The 22,583-nt window shown below is 29.8% G+C and carries 20 protein-coding genes and 5 tRNA genes; 18 read left to right on the forward strand and 7 right to left on the reverse strand.

What is annotated here, in order from left to right; translation table 11 throughout:
- The first annotated feature begins 44 nt into the window (after nucleotides 1–44).
- The 3 genes from IM532_RS01305 to IM532_RS01315 are packed head-to-tail and all read left to right on the forward strand — an operon-like array spanning nucleotide 45 to nucleotide 3,606.
- A complete protein-coding gene (locus IM532_RS01305) occupies nucleotides 45–1,181 on the forward strand; it encodes a hypothetical protein (protein WP_194181641.1) in 1,137 nt (378 codons plus the stop codon).
- Nucleotides 1,181–2,350: a hypothetical protein gene (locus IM532_RS01310; protein ID WP_194181642.1), complete on the forward strand. Its 1,170-nt coding sequence runs from the start codon at nucleotides 1,181–1,183 to the stop codon at nucleotides 2,348–2,350. The genes IM532_RS01305 and IM532_RS01310 overlap by 1 nt, the downstream gene beginning before the upstream one ends.
- On the forward strand, nucleotides 2,350–3,606 hold the full coding sequence (locus tag IM532_RS01315) for a hypothetical protein (protein WP_194181643.1): 1,257 nt from the start codon (nucleotides 2,350–2,352) through the stop codon (nucleotides 3,604–3,606). Before IM532_RS01310 ends, IM532_RS01315 begins: the two co-directional genes overlap by 1 nt.
- Nucleotides 3,607–3,644: 38 nt before the next feature.
- Here IM532_RS01315 and IM532_RS13795 read toward each other — a convergent pair whose 3' ends face one another.
- On the reverse strand, nucleotides 3,645–4,934 hold the full coding sequence (locus tag IM532_RS13795) for a hemolysin family protein (RefSeq protein ID WP_194181644.1): 1,290 nt from the start codon (nucleotides 4,932–4,934) through the stop codon (nucleotides 3,645–3,647).
- A 51-nt stretch (nucleotides 4,935–4,985) separates the two neighbouring features.
- Here IM532_RS13795 and IM532_RS01325 point away from each other — a divergent pair, with 51 nt between their 5' ends.
- Nucleotides 4,986–5,753 (forward strand): M15 family metallopeptidase, encoded by a 768-nt coding sequence (locus IM532_RS01325; protein ID WP_194181645.1) that lies wholly within the window; start codon nucleotides 4,986–4,988, stop codon nucleotides 5,751–5,753.
- Between the two features lie 31 nt (nucleotides 5,754–5,784).
- Here the strand turns inward: IM532_RS01325 and IM532_RS01330 are convergent, their stop codons facing one another.
- The 5 genes from IM532_RS01330 to IM532_RS01350 all read right to left on the reverse strand — a co-directional run bounded on the left by IM532_RS01330 (nucleotide 5,785) and on the right by IM532_RS01350 (nucleotide 10,070).
- Nucleotides 5,785–6,393, reverse strand: coding sequence for an alpha-ketoglutarate-dependent dioxygenase AlkB family protein (locus IM532_RS01330; protein WP_194181646.1), 609 nt, complete (start codon nucleotides 6,391–6,393; stop codon nucleotides 5,785–5,787).
- An 85-nt stretch (nucleotides 6,394–6,478) separates the two neighbouring features.
- The gene (locus IM532_RS01335; RefSeq protein WP_394368344.1) at nucleotides 6,479–7,474 is read right to left on the reverse strand and encodes a beta-ketoacyl-ACP synthase III; all 996 of its coding nucleotides are present in this window, start codon (nucleotides 7,472–7,474) and stop codon (nucleotides 6,479–6,481) included.
- Between the two features lie 117 nt (nucleotides 7,475–7,591).
- Nucleotides 7,592–8,485: a helix-turn-helix domain-containing protein gene (locus IM532_RS01340; RefSeq protein ID WP_194181648.1), complete on the reverse strand. Its 894-nt coding sequence runs from the start codon at nucleotides 8,483–8,485 to the stop codon at nucleotides 7,592–7,594.
- On the reverse strand, nucleotides 8,486–9,412 hold the full coding sequence (locus IM532_RS01345) for a 2-hydroxyacid dehydrogenase (RefSeq protein ID WP_194181649.1): 927 nt from the start codon (nucleotides 9,410–9,412) through the stop codon (nucleotides 8,486–8,488).
- A 31-nt stretch (nucleotides 9,413–9,443) separates the two neighbouring features.
- Nucleotides 9,444–10,070, reverse strand: coding sequence for a methylated-DNA--[protein]-cysteine S-methyltransferase (locus tag IM532_RS01350; protein ID WP_194181650.1), 627 nt, complete (start codon nucleotides 10,068–10,070; stop codon nucleotides 9,444–9,446).
- Between the two features lie 101 nt (nucleotides 10,071–10,171).
- Here IM532_RS01350 and IM532_RS01355 point away from each other — a divergent pair, with 101 nt between their 5' ends.
- Nucleotides 10,172–12,205 (forward strand): M3 family metallopeptidase, encoded by a 2,034-nt coding sequence (locus IM532_RS01355; RefSeq protein ID WP_194181651.1) that lies wholly within the window; start codon nucleotides 10,172–10,174, stop codon nucleotides 12,203–12,205.
- A 69-nt stretch (nucleotides 12,206–12,274) separates the two neighbouring features.
- Here IM532_RS01355 and IM532_RS01360 read toward each other — a convergent pair whose 3' ends face one another.
- On the reverse strand, nucleotides 12,275–12,691 hold the full coding sequence (locus IM532_RS01360) for a CC0125/CC1285 family lipoprotein (RefSeq protein ID WP_194181652.1): 417 nt from the start codon (nucleotides 12,689–12,691) through the stop codon (nucleotides 12,275–12,277).
- A gap of 330 nt (nucleotides 12,692–13,021) precedes the next feature.
- Here IM532_RS01360 and ccsA point away from each other — a divergent pair, with 330 nt between their 5' ends.
- The 13 genes from ccsA (at nucleotide 13,022) to IM532_RS01425 (ending at nucleotide 22,554) form a co-directional block, all read left to right on the forward strand.
- A complete protein-coding gene (gene ccsA, locus IM532_RS01365) occupies nucleotides 13,022–16,300 on the forward strand; it encodes a cytochrome c biogenesis protein (RefSeq protein ID WP_194181653.1) in 3,279 nt (1,092 codons plus the stop codon).
- 283 nt (nucleotides 16,301–16,583) lie between these two features.
- A complete protein-coding gene (locus tag IM532_RS01370) occupies nucleotides 16,584–18,056 on the forward strand; it encodes a phytoene desaturase family protein (protein ID WP_194181654.1) in 1,473 nt (490 codons plus the stop codon).
- A gap of 9 nt (nucleotides 18,057–18,065) precedes the next feature.
- A complete protein-coding gene (locus IM532_RS01375; RefSeq protein ID WP_194181655.1) occupies nucleotides 18,066–18,902 on the forward strand; it encodes a phytoene/squalene synthase family protein in 837 nt (278 codons plus the stop codon).
- On the forward strand, nucleotides 18,899–19,360 hold the full coding sequence (locus tag IM532_RS01380; RefSeq protein ID WP_194181656.1) for a hypothetical protein: 462 nt from the start codon (nucleotides 18,899–18,901) through the stop codon (nucleotides 19,358–19,360). Before IM532_RS01375 ends, IM532_RS01380 begins: the two co-directional genes overlap by 4 nt.
- Nucleotides 19,361–19,376: 16 nt before the next feature.
- Nucleotides 19,377–19,823 (forward strand): sterol desaturase family protein, encoded by a 447-nt coding sequence (locus IM532_RS01385; protein WP_194181657.1) that lies wholly within the window; start codon nucleotides 19,377–19,379, stop codon nucleotides 19,821–19,823.
- Nucleotides 19,824–19,826: 3 nt separating this feature from the next.
- Nucleotides 19,827–20,540, forward strand: a complete 714-nt coding sequence (locus tag IM532_RS01390; RefSeq protein ID WP_194181658.1) for a lycopene cyclase domain-containing protein — start codon at nucleotides 19,827–19,829, stop codon at nucleotides 20,538–20,540.
- 37 nt (nucleotides 20,541–20,577) lie between these two features.
- Nucleotides 20,578–21,165, forward strand: coding sequence for a glutathione peroxidase (locus IM532_RS01395; protein WP_194181659.1), 588 nt, complete (start codon nucleotides 20,578–20,580; stop codon nucleotides 21,163–21,165).
- Between the two features lie 2 nt (nucleotides 21,166–21,167).
- A complete protein-coding gene (gene bshB1 / locus IM532_RS01400; RefSeq protein WP_194181660.1) occupies nucleotides 21,168–21,869 on the forward strand; it encodes a bacillithiol biosynthesis deacetylase BshB1 in 702 nt (233 codons plus the stop codon).
- A 118-nt stretch (nucleotides 21,870–21,987) separates the two neighbouring features.
- Nucleotides 21,988–22,063 (forward strand) — tRNA-His (locus IM532_RS01405).
- 46 nt (nucleotides 22,064–22,109) lie between these two features.
- Nucleotides 22,110–22,185 (forward strand) — tRNA-His (locus IM532_RS01410).
- A 46-nt stretch (nucleotides 22,186–22,231) separates the two neighbouring features.
- Nucleotides 22,232–22,307, forward strand: a tRNA-His gene (locus tag IM532_RS01415).
- A gap of 48 nt (nucleotides 22,308–22,355) precedes the next feature.
- Nucleotides 22,356–22,431: transfer RNA gene (locus IM532_RS01420), tRNA-His, on the forward strand.
- Nucleotides 22,432–22,477: 46 nt separating this feature from the next.
- A tRNA-His gene (locus IM532_RS01425) sits at nucleotides 22,478–22,554 on the forward strand.
- Nucleotides 22,555–22,583 lie beyond the last annotated feature (29 nt).

A 22,583-nucleotide genomic window follows, 5' to 3' on the forward strand; every position in this document is an offset into this window, starting at 1 on the left:
TTTTGTAAATTAACGTATCTAAACACAAAAACACTATTTATAATATGAGGAAAACTTTATTTCAAATAGCACTATTATGTGGAACAATATCATATGCTCAAGTAGGTATTGGCACAGAAAATCCTCTAGCTACCCTACATATCAAAGAAAATCGAGATGCTATTGACAATGTGAATAATGCTACCTCTACTGATGGAATTATGATTCCCAAAATTTCTAAAGTAGAATTAGCATTAAAACAACCTTCAGCTTATAATTCTTCCACACATGAAGGATTAATCGTGTATGTTAATAATATTACCGGTACAATTACCGGACCTAGTGCATCAATGGTTGATCAAATCAATTCAATAGGGTTCTATTACATTTCTACTGATGGAAAATGGTTACCTGTATCTAAAAAAGGTCTTGATCCTAGTGATGATGCATGGGTAGATAATCCTATAAACAAACGAGTTGAACTAGGAACATCATCTATTGGAAATTTACGAATGAGTGGTTCAGAAGTCGTAATTTCTGATGCAGGAAATTTAGGAATAAATAATACCAACCCTTCCAAACGCTTACATGTAAATCTACAAAACGGTGTCAATAGCTCAGATGCATTTAGAATTACAAATTTAAAATCTGAAAATCTTATTGATCGTACACTTGTAATAGATAACAATGGATTTGTTGGGATACGATCGGATGAAAGTGTCGCTGGTAAAATTCAACGATTTCCAATCACAAAAATTCAATCAGTAAATGCTGCAGAAACAAAGCCAATCTTAATTGATCCTGATACGAATTCTGCATCAAATTCTATTAATACTATAACTCCTGCATTTACACCATCAACAACAAAAACTGGAATTTCCTTACCTGCTGGTGTTTATAAATTAGAGATCAAAATTGTAGGATATTTTAATAACGCAGATGTAAAAAATTCTGTTGAAGTTAAAACTTTAGTTAATGGATTAGAATATTCATCACAAAACTATGGTTCTAACACAACTATTGGAACAAATAACCAAAATTATAACGGTTTTACAACAATGGATTTTATAGAATTAAAATCTCCTGCTGAAATTGATTTTGTCATTAAAAACAATGTAAACACTTTTACGGTTGTCGATTATATTCAAGATTCAAATCAGAGAATTTACGGAAGTTTAATTTTAATACAGCGACTAAAGTAATGAAAAAATTATACACTCTAATTACACTATGTGCTTGTAGTATACATTCATATAGCCAAGTTGGTGTTGAAATTGACACGCCACAATCGACTTTACATGTTAAAGAATCTCGATTAAAAGATAATACGAATATAACGACTAAAGCAGATGGAATATTAATTCCAAAACTTACAAAAGCCGAATTAGCATTAAAAGCTGTTAGCGCTTACCAATCTTCAGAACATGATGGTGCTTTAGTTTATGTTACTGAAGCATCACCAGTTTTTTCTGGACCAAGTGCACTAAAAGTAGTAAATATAAATAGCCCAGGTTTTTATTTTTTAAATGCTCAGAATTTTTGGGAACCTATATCAGGACTAGGATTTGACAAATCTAATGACGCTTGGGTAAATAATCCCGCACAATCTCGAATAGAATTAGGGACAAACTCTATAGGAGAAACCAGGACAGCAGGTACTGAAGTAATTATCACTGATAATGGCAACTTCGGTATTAATACCTTAAATCTTACGAAACGATTTGAACTTAACGCTGCTAATGGCGAAAATCATACTGATTACTTAAAAATTGAGAATTTAGCATCTCCTCCAACTAATACAGTAACACAAACTTTACAAATTGATGCTGAAGGATATGTAAGCAAACGTAATGAAGAAAATATTGAGGGAAAGATTTTAAGATTGCCATTAGCATTACAGAATAACATTAGTAATACTACTCCCGTAACATTAAAAACAGAACAAAATCCATTCTTATCACCCAATCTAACACCTAATTTGATTAATCTTATCCCAGGATATTATCGAGATAGTAGCTTATCAGAATTTACTTTACCACCTGGTTTATATAAGTATGAAGTTAGATTAATCGGATATTTCAATAAAGAGGATTCAAAAAATTCGATTTCATTAGCAACTTATGTTAATGGAAATAAATATTCTACTCATTATTATGGATCAAACACAAGAGCAGGATATTTTGCGTCAGGCGCAGCCAATCAAAATTATACTAATTTGATTAAAAGTGACTTTTTAGAATTAAAAACTGCTTCAGTTATAAAGTTCGAAGTAACTAATTACAACACTAATAACTTCAATGTAATAAACTATGTTGCTATTAGTGGTCAACGTTCGTATCGAAGTGTAATACTATTCCAAAGAATTAAATAATGAAGAATATATATAATTTTCTACCGATTTTTATCGTATTAAATGGAGCATTTTTGAATGCACAGATTGGCATAAATACCACTACAGCTAAATCGACATTAGATGTTAGAGAAGTTAGAACAAATAATATCAATGATGTTACAACACCAGACGGAATAATAATTCCTACACTAACAAAAAAAGAGCTAGCTGCAAAAGAAAATACAGTTTACTCGAATCAAAATATTGGAGTAAAAGTTTATGTTAATGAAATATCGGGTACAATAGAAGGCCCAAGTATCAATCAAGTAATAAATATTAATGAAAAAGGTTTCTATTATTTCAGTGAAAGATTAATATGGGAAAGATTAACCAATGATGTTTCTAACGATGCATGGGTAAATAATCCAGCACAATCTCGAATAGAATTAGGGACAAACTCCTTAGGTAATACAAGAATTGCTAATTCTAATGTTGTAATTACAGATAATGGATTTTTAGGAATTAACATTGTAAATCCTTTAAAAAGGATTGACATTAATGCATCTACACCAAATAATCCAACTGATTATATTAAACTATCTAACCTAAAAGAAATATCAACTACCGATGTCACAAGTACTTTGGTTATTGCTAACAATGGATATGTATATAAAAATGATGTTGAGAATTTAAATGGTCAAATCATGAGAATTCCGATAGTTGGATTTAGAAAAGGTGGTGTGAATCAAAACCAAAGACAAGGTTCACTACGATTAAGTTTTGATAATGGTACAGTATCACCTGCATGTGTAACAATTTGTAATAAAAATTTCATTAATAATATTAAAGGCGTTACAAGTAATGAATTGTTAGTAAATCAATCTTTACAAGCAGGAACTGGGACAAATATTCGCACTACAGAGCGAGTTACTTTACCTAAAGGCACTTACAAAATTCAAATAAGATTAGTTGGTCATTATATTTCTACGTTTATTCCAGCACCCGATCCACCTGTTGCTAATCAAGTATATAACGCAGGTACATCAATTTTAAAATTGGCTATAGGGAATAATGAATTCTCGCTAACAAACTACCAAGATTCCACATATGGAGATGATGCTTTAACAAGTATCCTATACACTGAATTTATTGTACTAGAAGATGATGATCCTGAAAAAAGAACACTGGATTTTTTATTTGATCCAGTTGAACGAGATTTCAAAATAACAGCTTCAACAGCAGTAAATGAAAATACAGTGAATAAAAGTTTAGTTTTAATCGAGAGAATTAGATAAACCTTCCAAAAAAAAGTCGCTCAATTGAGCGACTTTTTTTATTCAATATCTTCTGCACCTTCAATACGATAAGCATGAATTTTATCTATACGATTTCCATCTTTTTCAGTAATTCTAAGGACTAAATTATCAATAGTAATTTCATCTCCAATCTTAGGCATATCTTCAGATTGATTGAAAAATAATCCTGAGACAGTTACGTATAAATTTTCTAAATCATCATTTACATCCACATCAAAAAAACGTTCAAATTCATAGATTGAATATTGCCCATCTATTATCCATGAACCATCACTCTGCACTTTAATTTCATAATCTTCTTGTTCATTCTCAGGCGATTCACCAATCAATTCATCCATTATATCATTTATAGTAACGATACCCGCTGTAGTTCCATATTCATCAATCATTACTGCGAAATGAGAATGGGAATTCTGCAATCTTTCTAACAATGGGTATGAATAGGAGTTTTCATTTACAAAAATAGCTTTACGCATGTATTTTTTTAACTGGAATTCTTCGGGAGAAACACCAAATAAATCTTTTAAATTTATTACACCTACTACCTCATCCAAATTATCATTTTTTACGATTGGATAACCTGAAAATTTTTGTTTTTTAATTTTATTTCTAACCTGATCTAAATTATCATTAATATTAAGATAAACAACTTCTGATCGGTGGGTAGATAATGTATTCACACGGCGATCCCCTAACTCGAATACTCGCTCTACGATATCATGTTCCTTTTCTTGTATTTCTCCACCTTCAGTGCTTTCTCTAATTATAGATTTAATTTCTTCTTCAGTAACCACTTCATTATTTTCTTCAATTCCCATAATCTTTAATAATAAATTATTTGTTACACTTAGTAACCAGACAAATGGGGAAGTTACTTTAGATAAAATACTCATCGGTTTAGCCAATGTTTTTGCTATAGCTTCAGGAAAAGTCATCCCTAAGCGTTTAGGTAATAATTCTCCAAAAACTATAGAAAAATATGTAATGATAACTATAATTAAAACTGAAGCTAACGTATCAGCATACGGTGCTGTTAAAGTAATAGAACGTAACGTATCAGCTAGATTTTTGGTTAACGCATCACCTGAAAATACACCTAACAAAATTCCGATTAACGTAATACCAATCTGTACAGTAGATAAAAATTTATCTGGATTTTCCGAAAGATCCAATGCTGTTTTTGCACCGGAACTTCCTTTTTTCTTATCGCTTTCTAACTTAAATTTACGGGCAGAAACCAATGCCATTTCTGACATGGAGAATATTCCATTTAAAAGAATAAGAATTATTATAACGATTATTTCCACTAAGATTATTTAAATTTGTTTAAAAATAGGAATAATTTTAATAAAATAAGGATGTTTAAACACACTAAGAAATATTTCCAATTGCTTACTATTATTAGTTTATTAGGATTAAATACTACAAATAGTTATGCTCAAACTTCTTTAGAAGTAGTTCAAGAAGAGATAATGAATAATTTTACAACTAGTGATTTAATTGGAAAATCCAATCCCAAACTAACTACAGGACGTGATTACCGTGTTTTGCCAGAAGTAGGAATTGCTTTAGAAAAGATGAAAGCGGATGCCAAAAAAGTTGGATTTGATATTTGTGTAATCTCTAGTTATCGTACATATAACTATCAAAATGGAATTTGGGAACGTAAATTTAAAGCAAATAAAGCCAAGGGTTTAAGCAACATTAAAAATGTAGAAAAAATTATTGAATATTCTACAATTCCAGGAACTTCTCGTCATCATTGGGGAACCGATATTGATATTATTGACATGACAAAAGGAATCCCTGCTGATCCGCTAAATGAGAAACATTTTAATGAAGGCGGACAAATGCGAAAATTTAAATTATGGTTAGACGAAAATGCGCATAAATATGGCTTCTATTTAGTCTATACTAATGAACCAAATCGAAAAGGTTTTAAATACGAGCCTTGGCATTTTACTTATAAGCCTATTTCTGATAAAATGCACGCTGAATATAAAAAACTAGATATTAAGCAAATTTTACAAGAAAACAAGTTAATGGGAAGCGAATCCTTTACAGATGAATTTATTGAAAAATATAAAATTGAAAATATATTAGATATTAATTCAGTCCTAAAATAATTAAAAGCCTCTATAAGGAGGCTTTTTCATTTTATATTTGTATCGTACGAAAAGTTAAATTAATTCGAGGATGAGATACTATTTTCATTGCAGGAAGACGATGCAACCAAAAGTCTTGTGTTTCATCTTTCATTACCAAAAGGCTTCCATCTGCTAAAGTTAACTGTACAGTTTCTTTAGTTTCTTTGTGCTTAAATACAAATCTACGCGCAGCTCCAAAACTTAAAGAAGCAATTGCACCATGTTTTTTTAACTGTTCTTCATTATCACTATGCCAAGACATTTGTTCTGTTCCGTCATGATATAAATTAAGCAGACAAGAATTATATGTTTCCTTGCTTTCTTTTTCTACTAACGTTTTTAGAGATAATAATACTGAATTCCATGCTAATGCATGCTTAGTTATTTTAGAATAAGTATATGGAAAAGCTTTATCACCATACCAAGCTACTTTACGTTTAGTTTCTATTTTTTTACCAAATATTATTAACAGATCATTTTGCCACTCAATTTCTGTACATAAAATTTTAAAAAACGCTAATGCATCTAATTCATTCAATATTGGTCCATGATAATTTACCATACCATCGTAAGGCAACAAGTTCTTCTCCACATCATATAAATCATTGAATAACTCCATTATAATAAATTTACAAGTAGAAAGATACTTTAATTAAATGCAAAAAAAAGAGCAATATTTCTATTGCCCCTCACAAAAAAACTATTTAAAGATTCCATTTTATCAATGTGGCTCCCCATGAGAAACCAGCACCAAAAGCGGTTAATAAAACTAAATCTCCTTTCTTTAACTGATGAATATTATCCCATATACATAACGGTATAGTTGCAGCTATTGTGTTTGCATATTTTTCAATATTCACTAATGTTTTACCTTCTTCTATTTTGATAGCATTTCCAACTGCATCAATAATACGTTTATTAGCTTGATGAGGCACTAACCAATTGATGTCTTGAACAGTTATATTATTTTTTTCAATTATTTCCGTACAAGTTTCACTCATGGCATTTACAGCTTTTTTAAATACTATTTTTCCATCTTGTTTAATGAAATTTTTCTCTAAATGGCCTAATCGTGCTGGATAACGAGATCCTCCTCCTTCGATATTTAAAAATTTTCTACCTTCACCATCACTTTTCAAGATAGAATTTATAACTCCAAACTCAGGATCTGGTTCTAGCAAGACAACCCCTGCTCCATCACCAAATAATATATTTGTTGAACGATCATTAATATCAACGAATGCACTAATATTATCTGCACCAACAACTAAGATATTATTATATCGACCCGATTCAATCAATCCAGAGGCAACATTTAAGGCGTATAAAAACCCTGAACATGCAGCATTTAAATCAAAAGCCCATACATTATCTATCCCTAGTTTTTCACAAATAATATTTGCTGTTGCTGGCATCAACATATCTGGTGTTGAGGTAGCCACAATAAGCGCATCAACTTTATTAATGTCTTTGTTATAATTGTCAAAAAGATTTTTAATAGCTTCAACCGCCATATCGGAAGTTGCTAAATCATCAGCTAATATTCTTCTTTCTTTAATTCCTGTCCTCTTTGTAATCCACTCATCATTTGTATCACATATAAGAGATAATTCTTCATTTGTTCTTCTACTATCAGGCACGAAACCACCTATGGCAGTTATATTTGCGTAAATATTTTTTGTGGCAGCAAAGTTCATTATCGACTTTATTATATATTAAATCAGAAACTAAACTATAATAATTTAGTAATGCAAATGTCGATAAACTAAATAGAACTAAATTGTAGAATAAACGTTATTAATTGTCAAAAAGACGCATTACATGTTTTTATAATCTGTTGGATTATATCCTGTCATCTTTTTAAAGAATTTATTGAAAATAGATAAATCAATAAAGTTTAATAGATTAGCTACTTCAGAAATAGTAAAATTTGGGTTTTTAAGTAATACTTTCGCCTCTAAAACTACAGCTTCTGAAATAATTGTTTTTGGTGTTTTCTTTAAAACTTCTGTTATCACTTTAGTCAAATGTTTTCTAGAAACAAATAATTTATCTGCATAGAACTGTACTTCCCTACTCTCTCGGAAATGTGTACCAACAAGTAGGATAAATTGTTTTCCGAGTTCTTCTTTTCTATTAGGCATATGTCCCTCTGATAAATTAACCATATGATGGTAAAAATTACCTAATTCATACATCAATATAGAAAGATGATGAATAACTAATTCCTCAGAAAAAACATTATCATTTTTAAAGATATACATGTATATCTTTAAAAAATTATATTTCACATCTCTAGCCGTTTTACGATCTAAATTTATTATTTTAGGATATTGGGGTGATAGAAATTCAATTAAATTTTGAGATTTAATATGATACCCCGCCTCCACAATCATTTGAGAATCTACAAATACAGCCTTTACTTCAAAATCATCTGTATATTGTATAATTTCAAAAATCTGGCCTGGCAATACCACAAGAATATCATCTTGTTTAATCAGTTTCTTTTCTAAATTAACTGTAATATCACAAGTTCCTTTATAAATATGAATGATTCCTAAGGAAGAAAATTTGTAAGCTGTTTCTTTGGATAAATAACGACTATGAGATTTCGCTTTTAAATCAAACATGGTTACCTTTTTATGACTCAAATTTTTAGGTCCTTGATCAATTAAATCACGAATTGAATATTGAAGTATAATATCTTTCATTTAATATCCTTTTTGTATATCTACAACATTTAGTAAAGAAACATTATCCTGCATTCTTCTATAATTTTCCATAACTTGTGATAAGCAAGAATCTGCATGTGTAATACTTGCAATATGTGGTGTAATATATATTTGCTCATTAATCCAAAATGGATGATCTGAATGTAAAGGTTCTTGTGAAAAAACATCTAAATAGGCTTCCGCAATTTTTCCCTCTTCAATTGCATCTAACAAATCTTTTTCATTTACATGAGCACCTCTTCCTACGTTTATTAAGCATGTTCCGTCATTAACTTTATCAAAAAAAGGTTTATTTATAAGATTTTTAGTTTCTTTAGTTAATGGTAAAATATTAACAATAAAATTAGTTTTAGAAATTGCTTCTACTAATTCATTTTGTCCAGCAAAAGATTCAATCTGTTGTAAATCTTTTTTGCTGTTTGACCATCCTTTAACTTTAAAACCTAATAATACTAATTTTTCGGCCACGTAATACCCTATTTCTCCCAGTCCTAAAATTGTTACAGTAGTTTGTTTTATGGATTGATATGACGTAGGATTCCACTGCGATTGTATTTGATCTTTATGATATTTAGGAAAATTCTTCATGGAAGATATTATACAAGTCAAAATATGTTCAAACATATCCTGTTTTAAGGTTGGATCTATAATTCTTGTAACTTTTATAGAAGGCGGTATTTGTGTATGTAATAAATGATCTATACCCGCCCCAACGGATTGAATTACCTTAAGATTAGGGAACTCTTGTATATAATCTTGATGAGGTTTCCATGTCACTATAAAATCAACATCACTAGGATTTATAATATTAGGATATACTTCAACCTTTGTATTTGGTAACAAGGATTGCATTTTCATTAACCATTCTTCTGATTGCTTTTGGTTAAAAATGATAGCTATACTCATAGATTTATGAATTTTGTATTCGTTTGTAAGATTATTTTTCTACTACTTCAGATAGTTCAATTTGTAGTAATTTACATTTTAACAAATCACCCCATCTAAAACCTGAAATTTTTCCTGTCTTTTGAATCACTCGATGACATGGAATTAAATAAGCAATGTCGTTACTTCCTATAGCAGAGCCAATTGCTCGAGCAGCTTTTTCCATATTTATATTCTTACCTAATTCGCTATAAGTAGTCAATTGACCAAAAGCTATTTTTGTTAATCCACGCCACACTTTATACTGAAAATCTGTGCCCTTAACATGAATATTTAATATTTCGGGCCATTTATTCTCGTTAATTATATTTAATGCGATTTTATGTTCTACCGATTCTTCTCGTTTCAATTCACAATCAGGAAAAAAACTTTTGAAGTTACGATATGCTTCCTCTTCATCATTTACAAAATGTAAATAACATATACCTTTATCTGTATTTGCTACAATAATTTTTCCGAAACGTGTGATATAGAAATTATAAGCTAAATATTCTTCAGTTTTTATCTTATAATAGTCGCCCAAATAAAATCGACTAAAATTAATTTTGAAATTAGTATGCAAATCAGTTGATTCAACACATTTACTGATTAAAAATTTTACATTTAAATCTTGAATCATGATTATAGATTTGTTAATACGTTAAAATAATGACGGTTTGTCAGAATATTATAATTTGGAATTTAATTTGATAAATTTACACAAAATACAATTCAGAAATGATGAATAATCCTTTATTAGAAAAATTTGACACTCCTTTTGAAAGTGCTCCATTTTCTAAAATCAAAATAGAACATTATCAACCTGCTTTCGAACAGGCCATTAAAGAAGCAAAAGATGAAATAGATGCTATTGCAAATAATTTGAACACACCAACTTTTGCAAATACAATTGAAGCATTAGAATTATCTGGCGAAAAATTAAGCAGAGTATCATCTATCTTCTTTAATTTAAATTCAGCTGAAACTTCAGATGAAATCCAAAAAATTGCTCAAGAAATTTCTCCATTATTATCAGATTTCGGGAACGATGTACGATTAAATGAAAAATTATTTCAGCGTATTAAGACAATTTATGATCAAAAAGATTTACTTGAATTGTCTGCTGAACAAGCTTATTTATTAGAAAAAAAATACAAAGGCTTTTCTCGTAACGGTGCTAATCTTTCTGATGAAAATAAAGCTAAATTAAGAGAGATTGATAAAGAATTATCACGTATCAGTTTACAATTTGGACAAAATGTTTTAGCAGAAACAAATAATTATGAACTTCATATAACAAATGAAGATGACTTAAAAGGTTTGCCTGATTATGCAATAGAACAAGCGAAAACTGATGCAGAAGCAAAAGAAAAGGATGGATGGATTTTTACATTACAAGCTCCTAGCTATATTCCTTTTTTACAATATGCAGAGAATAGATCTCTAAGAGAAGAATTATTTAGAGCAAGTGGTCGCAAAGCTTATCAAGCAAATGAGTACAATAATGAAGAAAACATAAAAGCAATTACTAAACTGCGGTTTGAAAGAGCTAATCTTTTAGGTTATAAAACACATGCGGATTATGTTTTAGAAGAAAGAATGGCTAAAACTCCTGATACTGTTATTAACTTTTTGAATGATTTATTAGTTAAAGCTAAGCCATTTGCAGAAAATGAAATTAAAGAAATTGCAGATTTAGCTTTAAAAACTGATGGAATTGAAAAAATAGAACGTTGGGATCATGGATATTATGCTGAAAAGCTAAAACAACAAAAATTCAATTTATCTGAAGAAGAACTTAAACCTTATTTTCAATTAGAAAATGTAATACAAGGTGCATTTGATGTTGCTACAAAACTTTTTGGAATTACATTTAAAGAAATAAATACAATTGACAAATACAATGATGAGGTTACGACTTATGAAGTATTAGATAAAAATGGAAATTTCTTAAGCTTATTATACGCCGACTTTTTTCCTAGAGCAGGAAAACGTCCTGGAGCTTGGATGACAAGTTTTCGCGAGGCTTCTAATGTAAATGGGAATTCTATCAGACCACATGTGTCTATAGTTTGTAATTTTACCAAACCAACGAAGGATAAACCTTCATTATTAACTTTTCAAGAAGTTACAACATTATTTCATGAATTTGGACATGCGTTACACGGAATGCTACCAAATACAACTTATGAAAGTTTATCAGGAACTAATGTTTATTGGGATTTTGTAGAATTACCGTCTCAATTTTATGAAAATTTTTGCTACGAGCCAGAAGCATTAGCTTTATTCGCTAAACATTATGAAACTGGTGAAGTAATTCCTCAAAAATTGGTAGAAAAAGTTAGAAATGCATCAAGCTTTATGGATGGATATCAGACAGTTCGTCAAATCAGTTTCGGATTATTAGATATGGCTTACCATGCAACAGATCCAAGTAACATTACAGATTTACAAACTTTTGAACAAAAAGCATTTGAATTAACAGAATTATATCCAATTGTACCCAATAATATGATGAGTACTTCTTTTTCTCATATATTCCAAGGAGGATATTCGTCAGGATATTACTCTTATAAATGGGCAGAAGTTTTAGATGCAGATGCTTTCGCATTTTTCCAAGAAACAGGAATTTTCAATACAGAAACGGCTCAAAAATATTATATCTTACTATCTTCTGGCGGAACCAAAGATCCAATGGAATTATATGAAAATTTTAGAGGCAAAAAACCTTCTCCTGATGCGTTACTAAAACGCGCTGGTTTAATATTAAATTAAAAATATAATAAAAGGTTTATCAATATTGATAAACCTTTTTTATTAATTTATACTCTTATAAAAATTACTTTATATTATATTTTTTGATAATCTATCATATTCAGAAATTGCATTGTAATAAGATTGATATTTTGATGGAACATCGTTATACAAAGCTATTTTCAAAGAATTTGTTCTAATCTTATGGTTTTTTACTTGATTAAAATCCGCAGTTTTACTCAAAACAACAAAATTTTTGTATCCTTTATCTTTTGTTATTTCAGCCGCTCTCAACATCGACAAATCAAAAACTTTATTCTGACTCATTCCCAGCCCTCTATAACTAACTTCATATTCGTTTCCTTTAATATTCTTTTCAAAATAACCAGATGAAAAATCACTCGTGACTACTTCAGTTGTTTGTTGGTAAGTAGATTTGTTTGAAGAACAACTTTGCATAGAAACAGTAATTGAAATTAATCCCATTAGGAAAATAAATTTTTTCATATTCTAAAAATTAGGTGGTTTATTAATAAATTATTCTAAACATTTACGTTTAAACTTATTGTATAGTCAATTTCAGTACCAATTATATATTTTATTAGAAAAAAAGTTATTAATTGATAACATAAATTTAATGTATCTTTTTTTTTTTTGACTGAATAATTCGAATTTAGAATATTACACAACAACGCAACAAACATAAATAATTAACATTCAATAGATTACACATTTAATTATTCGAAGAGAAATAACTTAAATTGAATAACAAATATCATTGAAAATTTCATGTTTTATAAGGATAACTCGACTATTTTTGTAAATCAATTTTTTAACATGAATAAACTTGAGAAGTATCTATTTTCTACTCGTACCATGTCCTTGTTATTGCTTATCTACGCAATTTCTATGGCCGTTGCTACGTTTATAGAAAATGATTATGACACAGCTACTGCGAAAACATTAATTTATGAAGCAAAGTGGTTTGAAATTTTAATGGTTTGGTTAATCACTTTATTTTTAATGAATATAAAGCGATACCAGCTTTGGAGACGTGAAAAATGGTCGTTGCTTGTTTTCCACCTTTCATTCCTATTCATTTTTATTGGTGGTGGAATTACACGTTACATTAGTTTTGAAGGAAATATGGAGATTCCAGAAGGTCAAACATCTAATGAGATTATTTCTACAAAATCTTATTTTAAGATGATTGCTGATGACGGAGATCAACGTTTAGCTTATGATAATTATAACTACGAAATGTCATATTTCGATAGAAAGGATAGTACACCAAGCTTCTTATATCGTAACTTCGAAGGACAATATCAATTTAAAGATAAATTAGTTACGCTAAAAACATTTGATTATATTCCTAATGCTTTAGATACGATTGTTCGTAAATCTACTGGGAAACCTATCTTAGAATTGGTAACTATAGGACAAGAAGGGCGACAATCTGTATTTATACGTTCCGGAGAAATAAAATCATTAAGCGGTACTTTAGTTTCTTATAATCGCCCTATGGAGGGTACTGTACAAATCACAGGTGAAGGTGAAAATTTAAAAATAAAATCTCCTTTTGAAGGTGAATATGTACAGATGGCTGGTCAACAAGTAGGTCAAATTACGGATATGGCTAAGCTACAGGAAGGTGCTGGTAAAATAGGATTTAATGTAGAAGAACCTTTAAAATTACGTTCATTATACACGATTTTAAATGCGCAATTTGTAATTCCAAATCCTACATTTTTAGGAGAAGTTGTTTATACACAAGGAAATAAATTTAACCCAGAGCAAAAGAATTTACCTGGAGCAATACGCGCAGAAGTTATCGTAGGAGATAAACGTGATACTGTAACTATTATTGGTGGTAAAGGAACACAAAACTATTCTGCTGATGTAGAAATAGATGGGATAAACTTTTCATTGGGTTATGGTTCTAAAGCAATAAAAATACCATTTAGTATACGATTAGATGATTTTATATTAGATCGTTATCCAGGATCGTCAAATCCTTCTTCTTTCGAATCTAAAATTTCATTAATCGATGAAGGAAAAGAAACAAAAAAACACATTTATATGAATAATGTGATGGATTATAAAGGGTACAGATTTTTCCAATCTGGTTATTCACCATCAGAAGATGGTACTATTTTATCTGTAAACCAAGACTGGTGGGGTACTAACATTACATATTTAGGTTATTTCTTATTATTTGGTGGGATGTTTGTTTCATTATTTTGGAAAGGAACTCGTTTTGTTCAATTAAATGGATTATTAAAAAATTTACATAACAAAAAACAATTAATATTAATTCCATTCTTTTTCTCATTATTTGCATTTGCCCAAACTCAAGACGATCATGCAGGTCATGACCATGCACCTGGTGAAGGACATGGAAAGTTGGCAAAAACAGAGCAAGTTAAAGCACCACATGCAAATCATGGAAATACAGGAGAAATGTCTGATCCTGTAGAATTAGTTAAAAACTTAAAAATCCCTGTTGAGCATGCTGAAAGATTTGGACATTTATTAATCCAAGATATCGAAGGACGTATTAAACCTGTTAATACGCAATCTTTAGAAATCTTAAGAAAAATCTATAAAAAAGATAAATTCCATGGTTTAACTTCAGATCAATGGTTTATAGGATTACAAATGGATCCAACTTATTGGGCAAATGCGCCAATTATTACAGTAGGTTCTAAAGGTGGTGATCAATTAAAACAAATTACTAATGCAAATGATGAAGGATATACTTCGTTAATGAACTTAGTAGATCCACAAACAACTCGTTTTAAATTAGATAAATTATACAACGAAGCATTTGCTAGAAAACCTGCGGAACGATCTAAATTTGACGAAGAGGTTATTGCGGTAACTGAACGTTTCAATATTTTAGATCAAACAGCAAAAGGATATCAATTAAAAATTATTCCAGTACAAAACGATCCATCGGAACGTTGGACTTCATGGATTTACCAATCTAATGAAAATCCAGTTGAGATTGATACACTAGCTTTAGGAATGGTTTCAGTATATATGAATATGGTATCAGAGGGTATTAAATCTGGTGATTGGACTGCTGCTGATAATGCAATTGATTATATAGATAAATACCAACAGAAATGGGGGAAAAATGTAGTGCCAGCTCCTGAAAAAGTTGAAATAGAAATTTTTTATAATAAAGCGAATATTTTCTTTTATATAATGATTGCTTATTGTTTAGTAGCTAGTGCATTAGTTATTTTAGCATTTATTCAATTATTTAAAGAAAATAAAGCTTTAAAATATATAACAACTTTCTTTTTAGGGATTACATTTATTATTTTTCTAGCTCACGCAACTGGATTAGCAACTCGTTGGTATATTACAGGTCATGCACCATGGTCTAATGGATATGAAGCCATTATATTTATCTCTTGGATTGGTGTTTTAGCTGGTTTAATATTACATAAGAATAGAAATGCTTTTATTCCTGCAACAGGTGCTATGGTAGCTGTTATTATGATGGGATTTGCACATGGAGGATCAATGTTGGATCCACAAATTACACCACTTGTTCCGGTTCTTAAATCATATTGGCTAATTGTTCACGTAGCAATTATTGTATCTTCATATGGATTTTTTGGACTAAGTGCTGTTCTTGGTTTCTTTGCTTTAATTATCATGTTATTTAAGCAAAATAAAAAAATGGAAATTTCTATCAAAGAAATGTCTTATGTATCAGAAATGTCACTAACCATTGGTATATATTTACTAACTATAGGAACATTTCTAGGTGGTATGTGGGCAAATGAATCTTGGGGTCGTTATTGGTCTTGGGATCCAAAAGAAACTTGGGCTTTTATTTCAGTTATAGTGTATGCAATTATACTTCATATGCGTTTAGTGCCTGGTTTACGTGGATATTGGGCATTTAATGTAGGTGCACTTTGGGCAAGTTGGTCTGTAGTAATGACGTACTTTGGAGTAAATTATTATTTATCAGGATTACACTCATATGCTGCAGGAGATCCAATTCCAATCCCTGATTGGATTTATTGGGCATTAGCTTTTATGGTTGTATTAACATTACTGTCTAAATTTGTTCCTAAATATTTACACAAAAAATAATCATAAATAATATTTTTTAAAGGGTCTAGCTATACTAGACCCTTTTTTTATTCCATAAATTTTAAACCAGATGTAGCATTTATAATCATGAATACACAATGAAAAAAAAAAGAATATTATAGTTCTATTATATGTGTTTTTAGTTTGTTTTTATATTATATTTACACTGATTTTATTTCTTTTATATACCGTTAATAATATTCTATTTTAAAGTTTATTGTGTATATTACTGATATAAAACAATTTAAATTTAGTAAATTAAAATATTATTAATAAATTTTAAATGATAAGTAAAAGAATCGCAATAATCGGAGCCGGATTTTCTGGTATAGCATCAGCTACGTATTTAGCAAATAAAGGTTATGAAGTTCATTTATATGAAAAACATGCGATTGCAGGCGGTAGAGCACGTCAACTAAAAACAGATAATGGATATACATTTGATATGGGACCTAGCTGGTATTGGATGCCAGAAATCTTCGAAAACTACTTTAAAGATTTTGGTAAAAATTTAAAAGATTATTACCAATTGGTAAAATTAGATCCTCAATTTGAGATGATCTTTGCAAACTCAAAAATGAGTATTCCTTCAAGTTACGATAATTTAAAAGAAATTTTTGAAGCAAAAGAAAAAGGGGCTGCCGAAAGATTAGACGATTTTATGGCAGATGCACAAAAAAAATACGAAATCGGTATGGGCGAATTTGTACAAAAACCTTGTTTATCTTTAACTGAATTTGCTTCATTAAAAATTCTTAAAAATTCATTTAAATTAAATTTATTTACTAATTTTTCTACATTCGTTCGACGCTATTTTACCCATCCAGATTTAATCACTTTAATGGAATTTCCTGTAATATTTTTAGGCGCTGCTCCTAAAGATATACCGGCATTGTATAGCTTAATGAATTATGGTGGTATGAAATTAGGCACATTTTATCCAATTGGTGGAATGGGACAAATAATACATGCTATGGTAAAGCTTGCGCAAGAAAAAGGAGTCAAATTTCATTATAATGCTAATGTGGAAAAAATTGTTGTTGAAAATAATATAGCGAAGCAATTAATCATTAATAATGAAAAGATAAATTTTGATCATATTATTTCATCTGCTGATTATCATTTTACAGAAACAAAATTATTAGATAAAGAATACAGAAACTATAACGAAGAATACTGGGACAAAAAAACATTTGCTCCTTCTTGCCTAATTTATTATTTAGGAATTAATAAAAAATTAGATCATATTCCACATCATACATTGTTCTTCGAAAATAGTCTAGAACAACACACACACGAAATATATACTGATAAAAAATGGCCAACAAAACCATTGTTTTATATGTGTTGCCCTTCAAAAACAGATGATTCTGTTGCTCCTATTGGACATGAAAACCTTTTCTTATTAATGCCTTTAGCAACTGGAATAAAAGATGATGAAAACCTAAGAGAAAAATATTTTAATGATATGATTACTAGAATTGAGGAAAAATTTGGGCTATCTAATATCAAAGCAAATATTGATTATAAAAAAAGTTATTGCATTGATGATTTTACGAACGATTACGGTGCTTACAAAGGTAACGCATATGGGCTCGCTAATACCTTGCAACAAACTGCATTCTTAAAACCAACTATAAAAAATAAAAAAGTTAAAAATTTATATTACACGGGTCAATTAACTGTACCAGGACCAGGAGTTCCACCTTCTTTAATATCTGGAAAAATTGTTGCCAACGAAATTATTAATTCCTAAATCTATTGTATGAAAAATTTATTTGACCAACTATCTTTTGATATCAGTAAAAAAGTGACAACTACATATAGTACAAGTTTTTCTTTAGGAATTCTTGCACTACATCCTTCTATAAGACCTGCTATTTATGCAATTTATGGATATGTAAGATTAGCTGATGAGATTGTAGATAGTTTTCATCATTTTGACAAAGAGAAATTATTGAATCAATTAAAATCTGAAACTTATGAAGCTATTAATCATAAAATATCGATAAATCCAATTCTAAATTCTTTTCAAGAAGTAGTTAATAAATACGATGTAGATCATAAATTAATTAATCAATTTCTACATAGTATGGAAATGGATTTAAAACCCATAACATACACCGATGCAAATTACAAAGAATACATTGTAGGTTCTGCAGAGGTGGTTGGATTAATGTGTCTTCAGATATTTGTGAATGGAAATAAAGATGAATTTGAACGATTAAAACCATATGCTACAACTTTGGGTTCTGCGTTTCAAAAAATCAATTTTTTAAGAGATTTAAAAGATGATTATCAAGTCTTGGGTAGAAGTTATTTTCCTAATGTAGATTTAGAAGAATTTAACAATGAGATAAAAAAACAACTGGAAAACGAAATAGAAGAAGAGTTTAAATACGCTTTAATAGGGATTAAAAAACTACCCTCAAATTCTAAATTTGGAGTTTATTTAGCTTACAAATATTATTGGTCACTATTTAATAAAATAAAACGTACATGTGCCAAAAAAATCCTTAATAATAGAGTTAGAATCCATAACGGAGAAAAAATATCGCTAATGATGAGCAGCTATGTACAATATAAGATGACTCGATTATGATAAAATTTGCATTAATTATATTGATGACTGTAGGAAACGCTTTATATGCACAAGATGCTCTGAAAGAAGCTCGAATAAATTTAACTAAAGCCGTAGATGATGATAAAACATGTAGCTTAATGATTAACAAATTAACTAACCATCAAAACGCTACAGAAATGGCTTATTTAGGAGCTTACTACGCGATTTCGGCACAACATCAATTTCTTCCAACGAATAAATTGAAAAATTTTAATAAAGGCAAAAAATTGATTGAAGCTGCTGTTCTAAAAGATCCAACCCTATCCGAAGTTAGATACTTACGACTTTTAATTCAATCTCAAAGTCCGAAGTTTTTAGGCTTTCATAAATCAATTGAAACTGATCAAAATTTCTTGTGTCAGAATTATAAAAATATTACCAATTTAGATTTAAAAAATAAGATTAATAATCTTCTAAAAAAAGATTGTACCATCTAACTACAAAAACGATACTATGAATTTATTAATCGTACTTATAACATTTTTTGTAATGGAAGGAATGACTTGGCTCATTCATAAATATATAATGCATGGATTTTTATGGTATTTACATAAAGATCATCACCAACCTCATTCCCATAAATTAGAAAAAAATGACTACTTTTTTCTGATTTTTGCTTTACCAACTATTGCAATGATGTATTATGGTAAATACCATAATATGGACTATTTATTTTATATCGGTCTAGGTATAACACTTTACGGAATGGCATATTTTTTTGTACACGATTTATTTATTCATCAACGCATCAAAGTGTTACGCAACACAAAAAATCCCTATTTATTAGCAATTCGTAGAGCACATAAACAGCATCATAAATATTTGGATAAGCATAAAGGCGAATGTTATGGATTTCTATGGGTACCAATTCATTATTTTAAAATGTATTTCAAATCTTAAATCATGCAATCATATACTTATATAATCATTAATTTTTTAACGATTATTATTTGTTTCATTTATTCATTTGATCAAAGAATTCAATTTAATAAACATTTTGGAGCTTTTCTAAAATCCAGTATTATAGTTGCAATTCCATTTATCATCTGGGATTATTATTTTACCAAAATTGGCGTATGGTGGTTTAATGACACATATTTATTAGGAATTAGAGTATTAAATCTTCCTATAGAAGAAATATTATTCTTTATTTGTATTCCATTTTCATGTACATTTACTTATTTCTGTTTAACCAAATTTTTTAAATTTGGATGGACAAATCAGTTGCAAAAATACCTAGTTCCGATAAGTATAATAATTTCTATAATTGTTGCTGTAATTCATCAAGATAAACTTTACACAACTCTAACATTTAGCGTTTGCGCACTAAGTTTAATTATCCTTCATTACATTGTAAAGGTTAATTGGTTAGGTAAAGCAAGCTTTATTTATACCATATTAATGGCAGGATTTTTACCAGTAAACGGTGTATTAACAGGTACAGGATTAGAGTCACCTATCGTTAATTACAATGATCCATTCTACCTTACAATCAGAATACTAACAATTCCTATAGAAGATGCAGTATATGGTTACGTAATGATTATTTGGAATATCTATTTGTTTAATAAATTCAATAAATCTGATTCAATAATTAGAAAAAACACTTTGAAATAGAACAATAAACTTAAATTTGTATTAGAATTAAAAAGTCATGAAATATTTATTTTTAGCTTTAATTGGAGTTTTTGCTTCTTGTAATGCACAAGATAAAACACCAAAAAAAACGAAACCACAAACCACACAAAGTACTAAAAATATGAAAATTATTTATAACTACACTTTTGAAGACATTAATGGAGATACGTATAACTTCGCGGATTTAAAAGGTAAAAAAATAATTATTCTAAACACAGCATCTAAATGTGGCTACACAAAGCAATATGATGCTTTAGAAAAAATATATCAAACTTATAAGGATGATAATTTAGTAATCGTTGGTTTCCCATCTGATAATTTTGGTGGACAAGAATTTGAAGATAATGAGGAAATTGCAAGTTTTTGTAAATTAAATTATGGCGTTTCTTTTCCATTAATGAGTAAGAGTGATGTAAAAGGAAATGAACAAAACGACATATTTAAATTCTTAACAAAAAAAGCAGTAAACGGTAAAAGTGATCATGAAGTAAAATGGAATTTCACAAAATTCTTAATCAATACAGATGGAACTTTAGAAACATCTTATCCTTCTGCAACATTACCTGATGATCCAAAAATTATCAGTTGGATCGAAAATAAATAATAATGAAATTAGACATATTAGCAATTGGAGCACATCCTGATGATGTAGAATTAGGATGCGGAGGAACACTTGCAAAAGAAATTAGCTTAGGTAAAAAAGTTGGTATTATCGACTTAACAAAAGGTGAATTAGGTACTCGAGGAACTGATATCACACGTAAGGAAGAAGCTACAGAAGCTGCTAAAATTTTAGGTGTAGTCGTACGAGAAAACTTAGATTTAGGTGACGGATTTTTTACTAATGGTAAAGAAGAACAATATAAAATCATCGAAATGATACGTAAATATCAACCTGATGTAATTCTAAGTAATGCACCTTCAGATCGTCATCCTGATCATGGTAAAGGTTCTGATTTGGTTAATACAGCCATATTTTTATCTGGATTACCAAAAATTGAAAATGGATTACAACCTTGGCGTCCTAAAAAACACTTCCACTACATTCAATGGTTACCCTTAGAACCAAATTTTGTCGTAGATATCACTGGATTTTTAGATCAAAAGATTGAATCGTGTATGGCTTATAAAACGCAATTTTATAATCCAAATTCAGAAGAACCAATAACGCCAATTGCGACGAAGAATTTTACAGATTCTATACAATATCGTGCAATGGATTTAGGAAGATTAATTGGAACTGAAGCTGGAGAAGGTTTTATTTCGAGAAGTTACATTGCTGTAAATAATTTAGATTCTTTACTTTAGAAAAAACACTGAAAATTTCAGTGTTTTTTTTCTAAAAATTGTTTGGAAATAACGAATTCAACACTATATTTGCAATCCAATTGAACGACTAATAAACGTCGATTAATAACGGGAAAATGGTGATTGTAGCTCAGTTGGTTAGAGCGCCGGATTGTGGTTCCGGAGGTCGTGGGTTCGAGACCCATCATTCACCCTAATAACTTTTAGAATTTAAGTTTAAAAAGAAAAATTCAATAACTTGGTGATTGTAGCTCAGTTGGTTAGAGCGCCGGATTGTGGTTCCGGAGGTCGTGGGTTCGAGACCCATCATTCACCCTAATAACTTTTAGAATTTAAGTTTCTAAAGAAAAATTCAATAACTTGGTGATTGTAGCTCAGTTGGTTAGAGCGCCGGATTGTGGTTCCGGAGGTCGTGGGTTCGAGACCCATCATTCACCCTAAATTAACTTTTAGAATTTAAGTTTCAAAAGAAAAATTCAATAACTTGGTGATTGTAGCTCAGTTGGTTAGAGCGCCGGATTGTGGTTCCGGAGGTCGTGGGTTCGAGACCCATCATTCACCCTAATAACTTTAGAATTTAAGTTTCAAAAGAAAAATTCAATAACTTGGTGATTGTAGCTCAGTTGGTTAGAGCGCCGGATTGTGGTTCCGGAGGTCGTGGGTTCGAGACCCATCATTCACCCCATCAAAACTCAATTCTTACAAAGAATTGAG

Origin of the sequence: Faecalibacter rhinopitheci, assembly GCF_015234135.1 — a bacterium.
In the GTDB taxonomy this organism is placed as follows: Bacteria; Bacteroidota; Bacteroidia; order Flavobacteriales; family Weeksellaceae; genus Empedobacter; species Empedobacter rhinopitheci.

What these genes read in the sequence shown, in the direction of transcription:
- IM532_RS01345 (WP_194181649.1), bottom strand. Translation starts at nt 9,412, where the DNA reads ATGAGTATAGCTATCATTTTTAACCAAAAGCAATCAGAAGAATGGTTA.
- ccsA (WP_194181653.1), top strand. Translation starts at nt 13,022, where the DNA reads ATGAATAAACTTGAGAAGTATCTATTTTCTACTCGTACCATGTCCTTG.
- IM532_RS01340 (WP_194181648.1), bottom strand. Translation starts at nt 8,485, where the DNA reads ATGAAAGATATTATACTTCAATATTCAATTCGTGATTTAATTGATCAA.
- IM532_RS01390 (WP_194181658.1), top strand. Translation starts at nt 19,827, where the DNA reads ATGCAATCATATACTTATATAATCATTAATTTTTTAACGATTATTATT.
- bshB1 (WP_194181660.1), top strand. Translation starts at nt 21,168, where the DNA reads ATGAAATTAGACATATTAGCAATTGGAGCACATCCTGATGATGTAGAA.
- IM532_RS01355 (WP_194181651.1), top strand. Translation starts at nt 10,172, where the DNA reads ATGAATAATCCTTTATTAGAAAAATTTGACACTCCTTTTGAAAGTGCT.
- IM532_RS01305 (WP_194181641.1), top strand. Translation starts at nt 45, where the DNA reads ATGAGGAAAACTTTATTTCAAATAGCACTATTATGTGGAACAATATCA.
- IM532_RS01315 (WP_194181643.1), top strand. Translation starts at nt 2,350, where the DNA reads ATGAAGAATATATATAATTTTCTACCGATTTTTATCGTATTAAATGGA.
- IM532_RS01350 (WP_194181650.1), bottom strand. Translation starts at nt 10,070, where the DNA reads ATGATTCAAGATTTAAATGTAAAATTTTTAATCAGTAAATGTGTTGAA.
- IM532_RS01330 (WP_194181646.1), bottom strand. Translation starts at nt 6,393, where the DNA reads ATGGAGTTATTCAATGATTTATATGATGTGGAGAAGAACTTGTTGCCT.
- IM532_RS01325 (WP_194181645.1), top strand. Translation starts at nt 4,986, where the DNA reads ATGTTTAAACACACTAAGAAATATTTCCAATTGCTTACTATTATTAGT.
- IM532_RS01370 (WP_194181654.1), top strand. Translation starts at nt 16,584, where the DNA reads ATGATAAGTAAAAGAATCGCAATAATCGGAGCCGGATTTTCTGGTATA.
- IM532_RS01380 (WP_194181656.1), top strand. Translation starts at nt 18,899, where the DNA reads ATGATAAAATTTGCATTAATTATATTGATGACTGTAGGAAACGCTTTA.
- IM532_RS01360 (WP_194181652.1), bottom strand. Translation starts at nt 12,691, where the DNA reads ATGAAAAAATTTATTTTCCTAATGGGATTAATTTCAATTACTGTTTCT.
- IM532_RS01385 (WP_194181657.1), top strand. Translation starts at nt 19,377, where the DNA reads ATGAATTTATTAATCGTACTTATAACATTTTTTGTAATGGAAGGAATG.
- IM532_RS01395 (WP_194181659.1), top strand. Translation starts at nt 20,578, where the DNA reads ATGAAATATTTATTTTTAGCTTTAATTGGAGTTTTTGCTTCTTGTAAT.
- IM532_RS01375 (WP_194181655.1), top strand. Translation starts at nt 18,066, where the DNA reads ATGAAAAATTTATTTGACCAACTATCTTTTGATATCAGTAAAAAAGTG.
- IM532_RS01310 (WP_194181642.1), top strand. Translation starts at nt 1,181, where the DNA reads ATGAAAAAATTATACACTCTAATTACACTATGTGCTTGTAGTATACAT.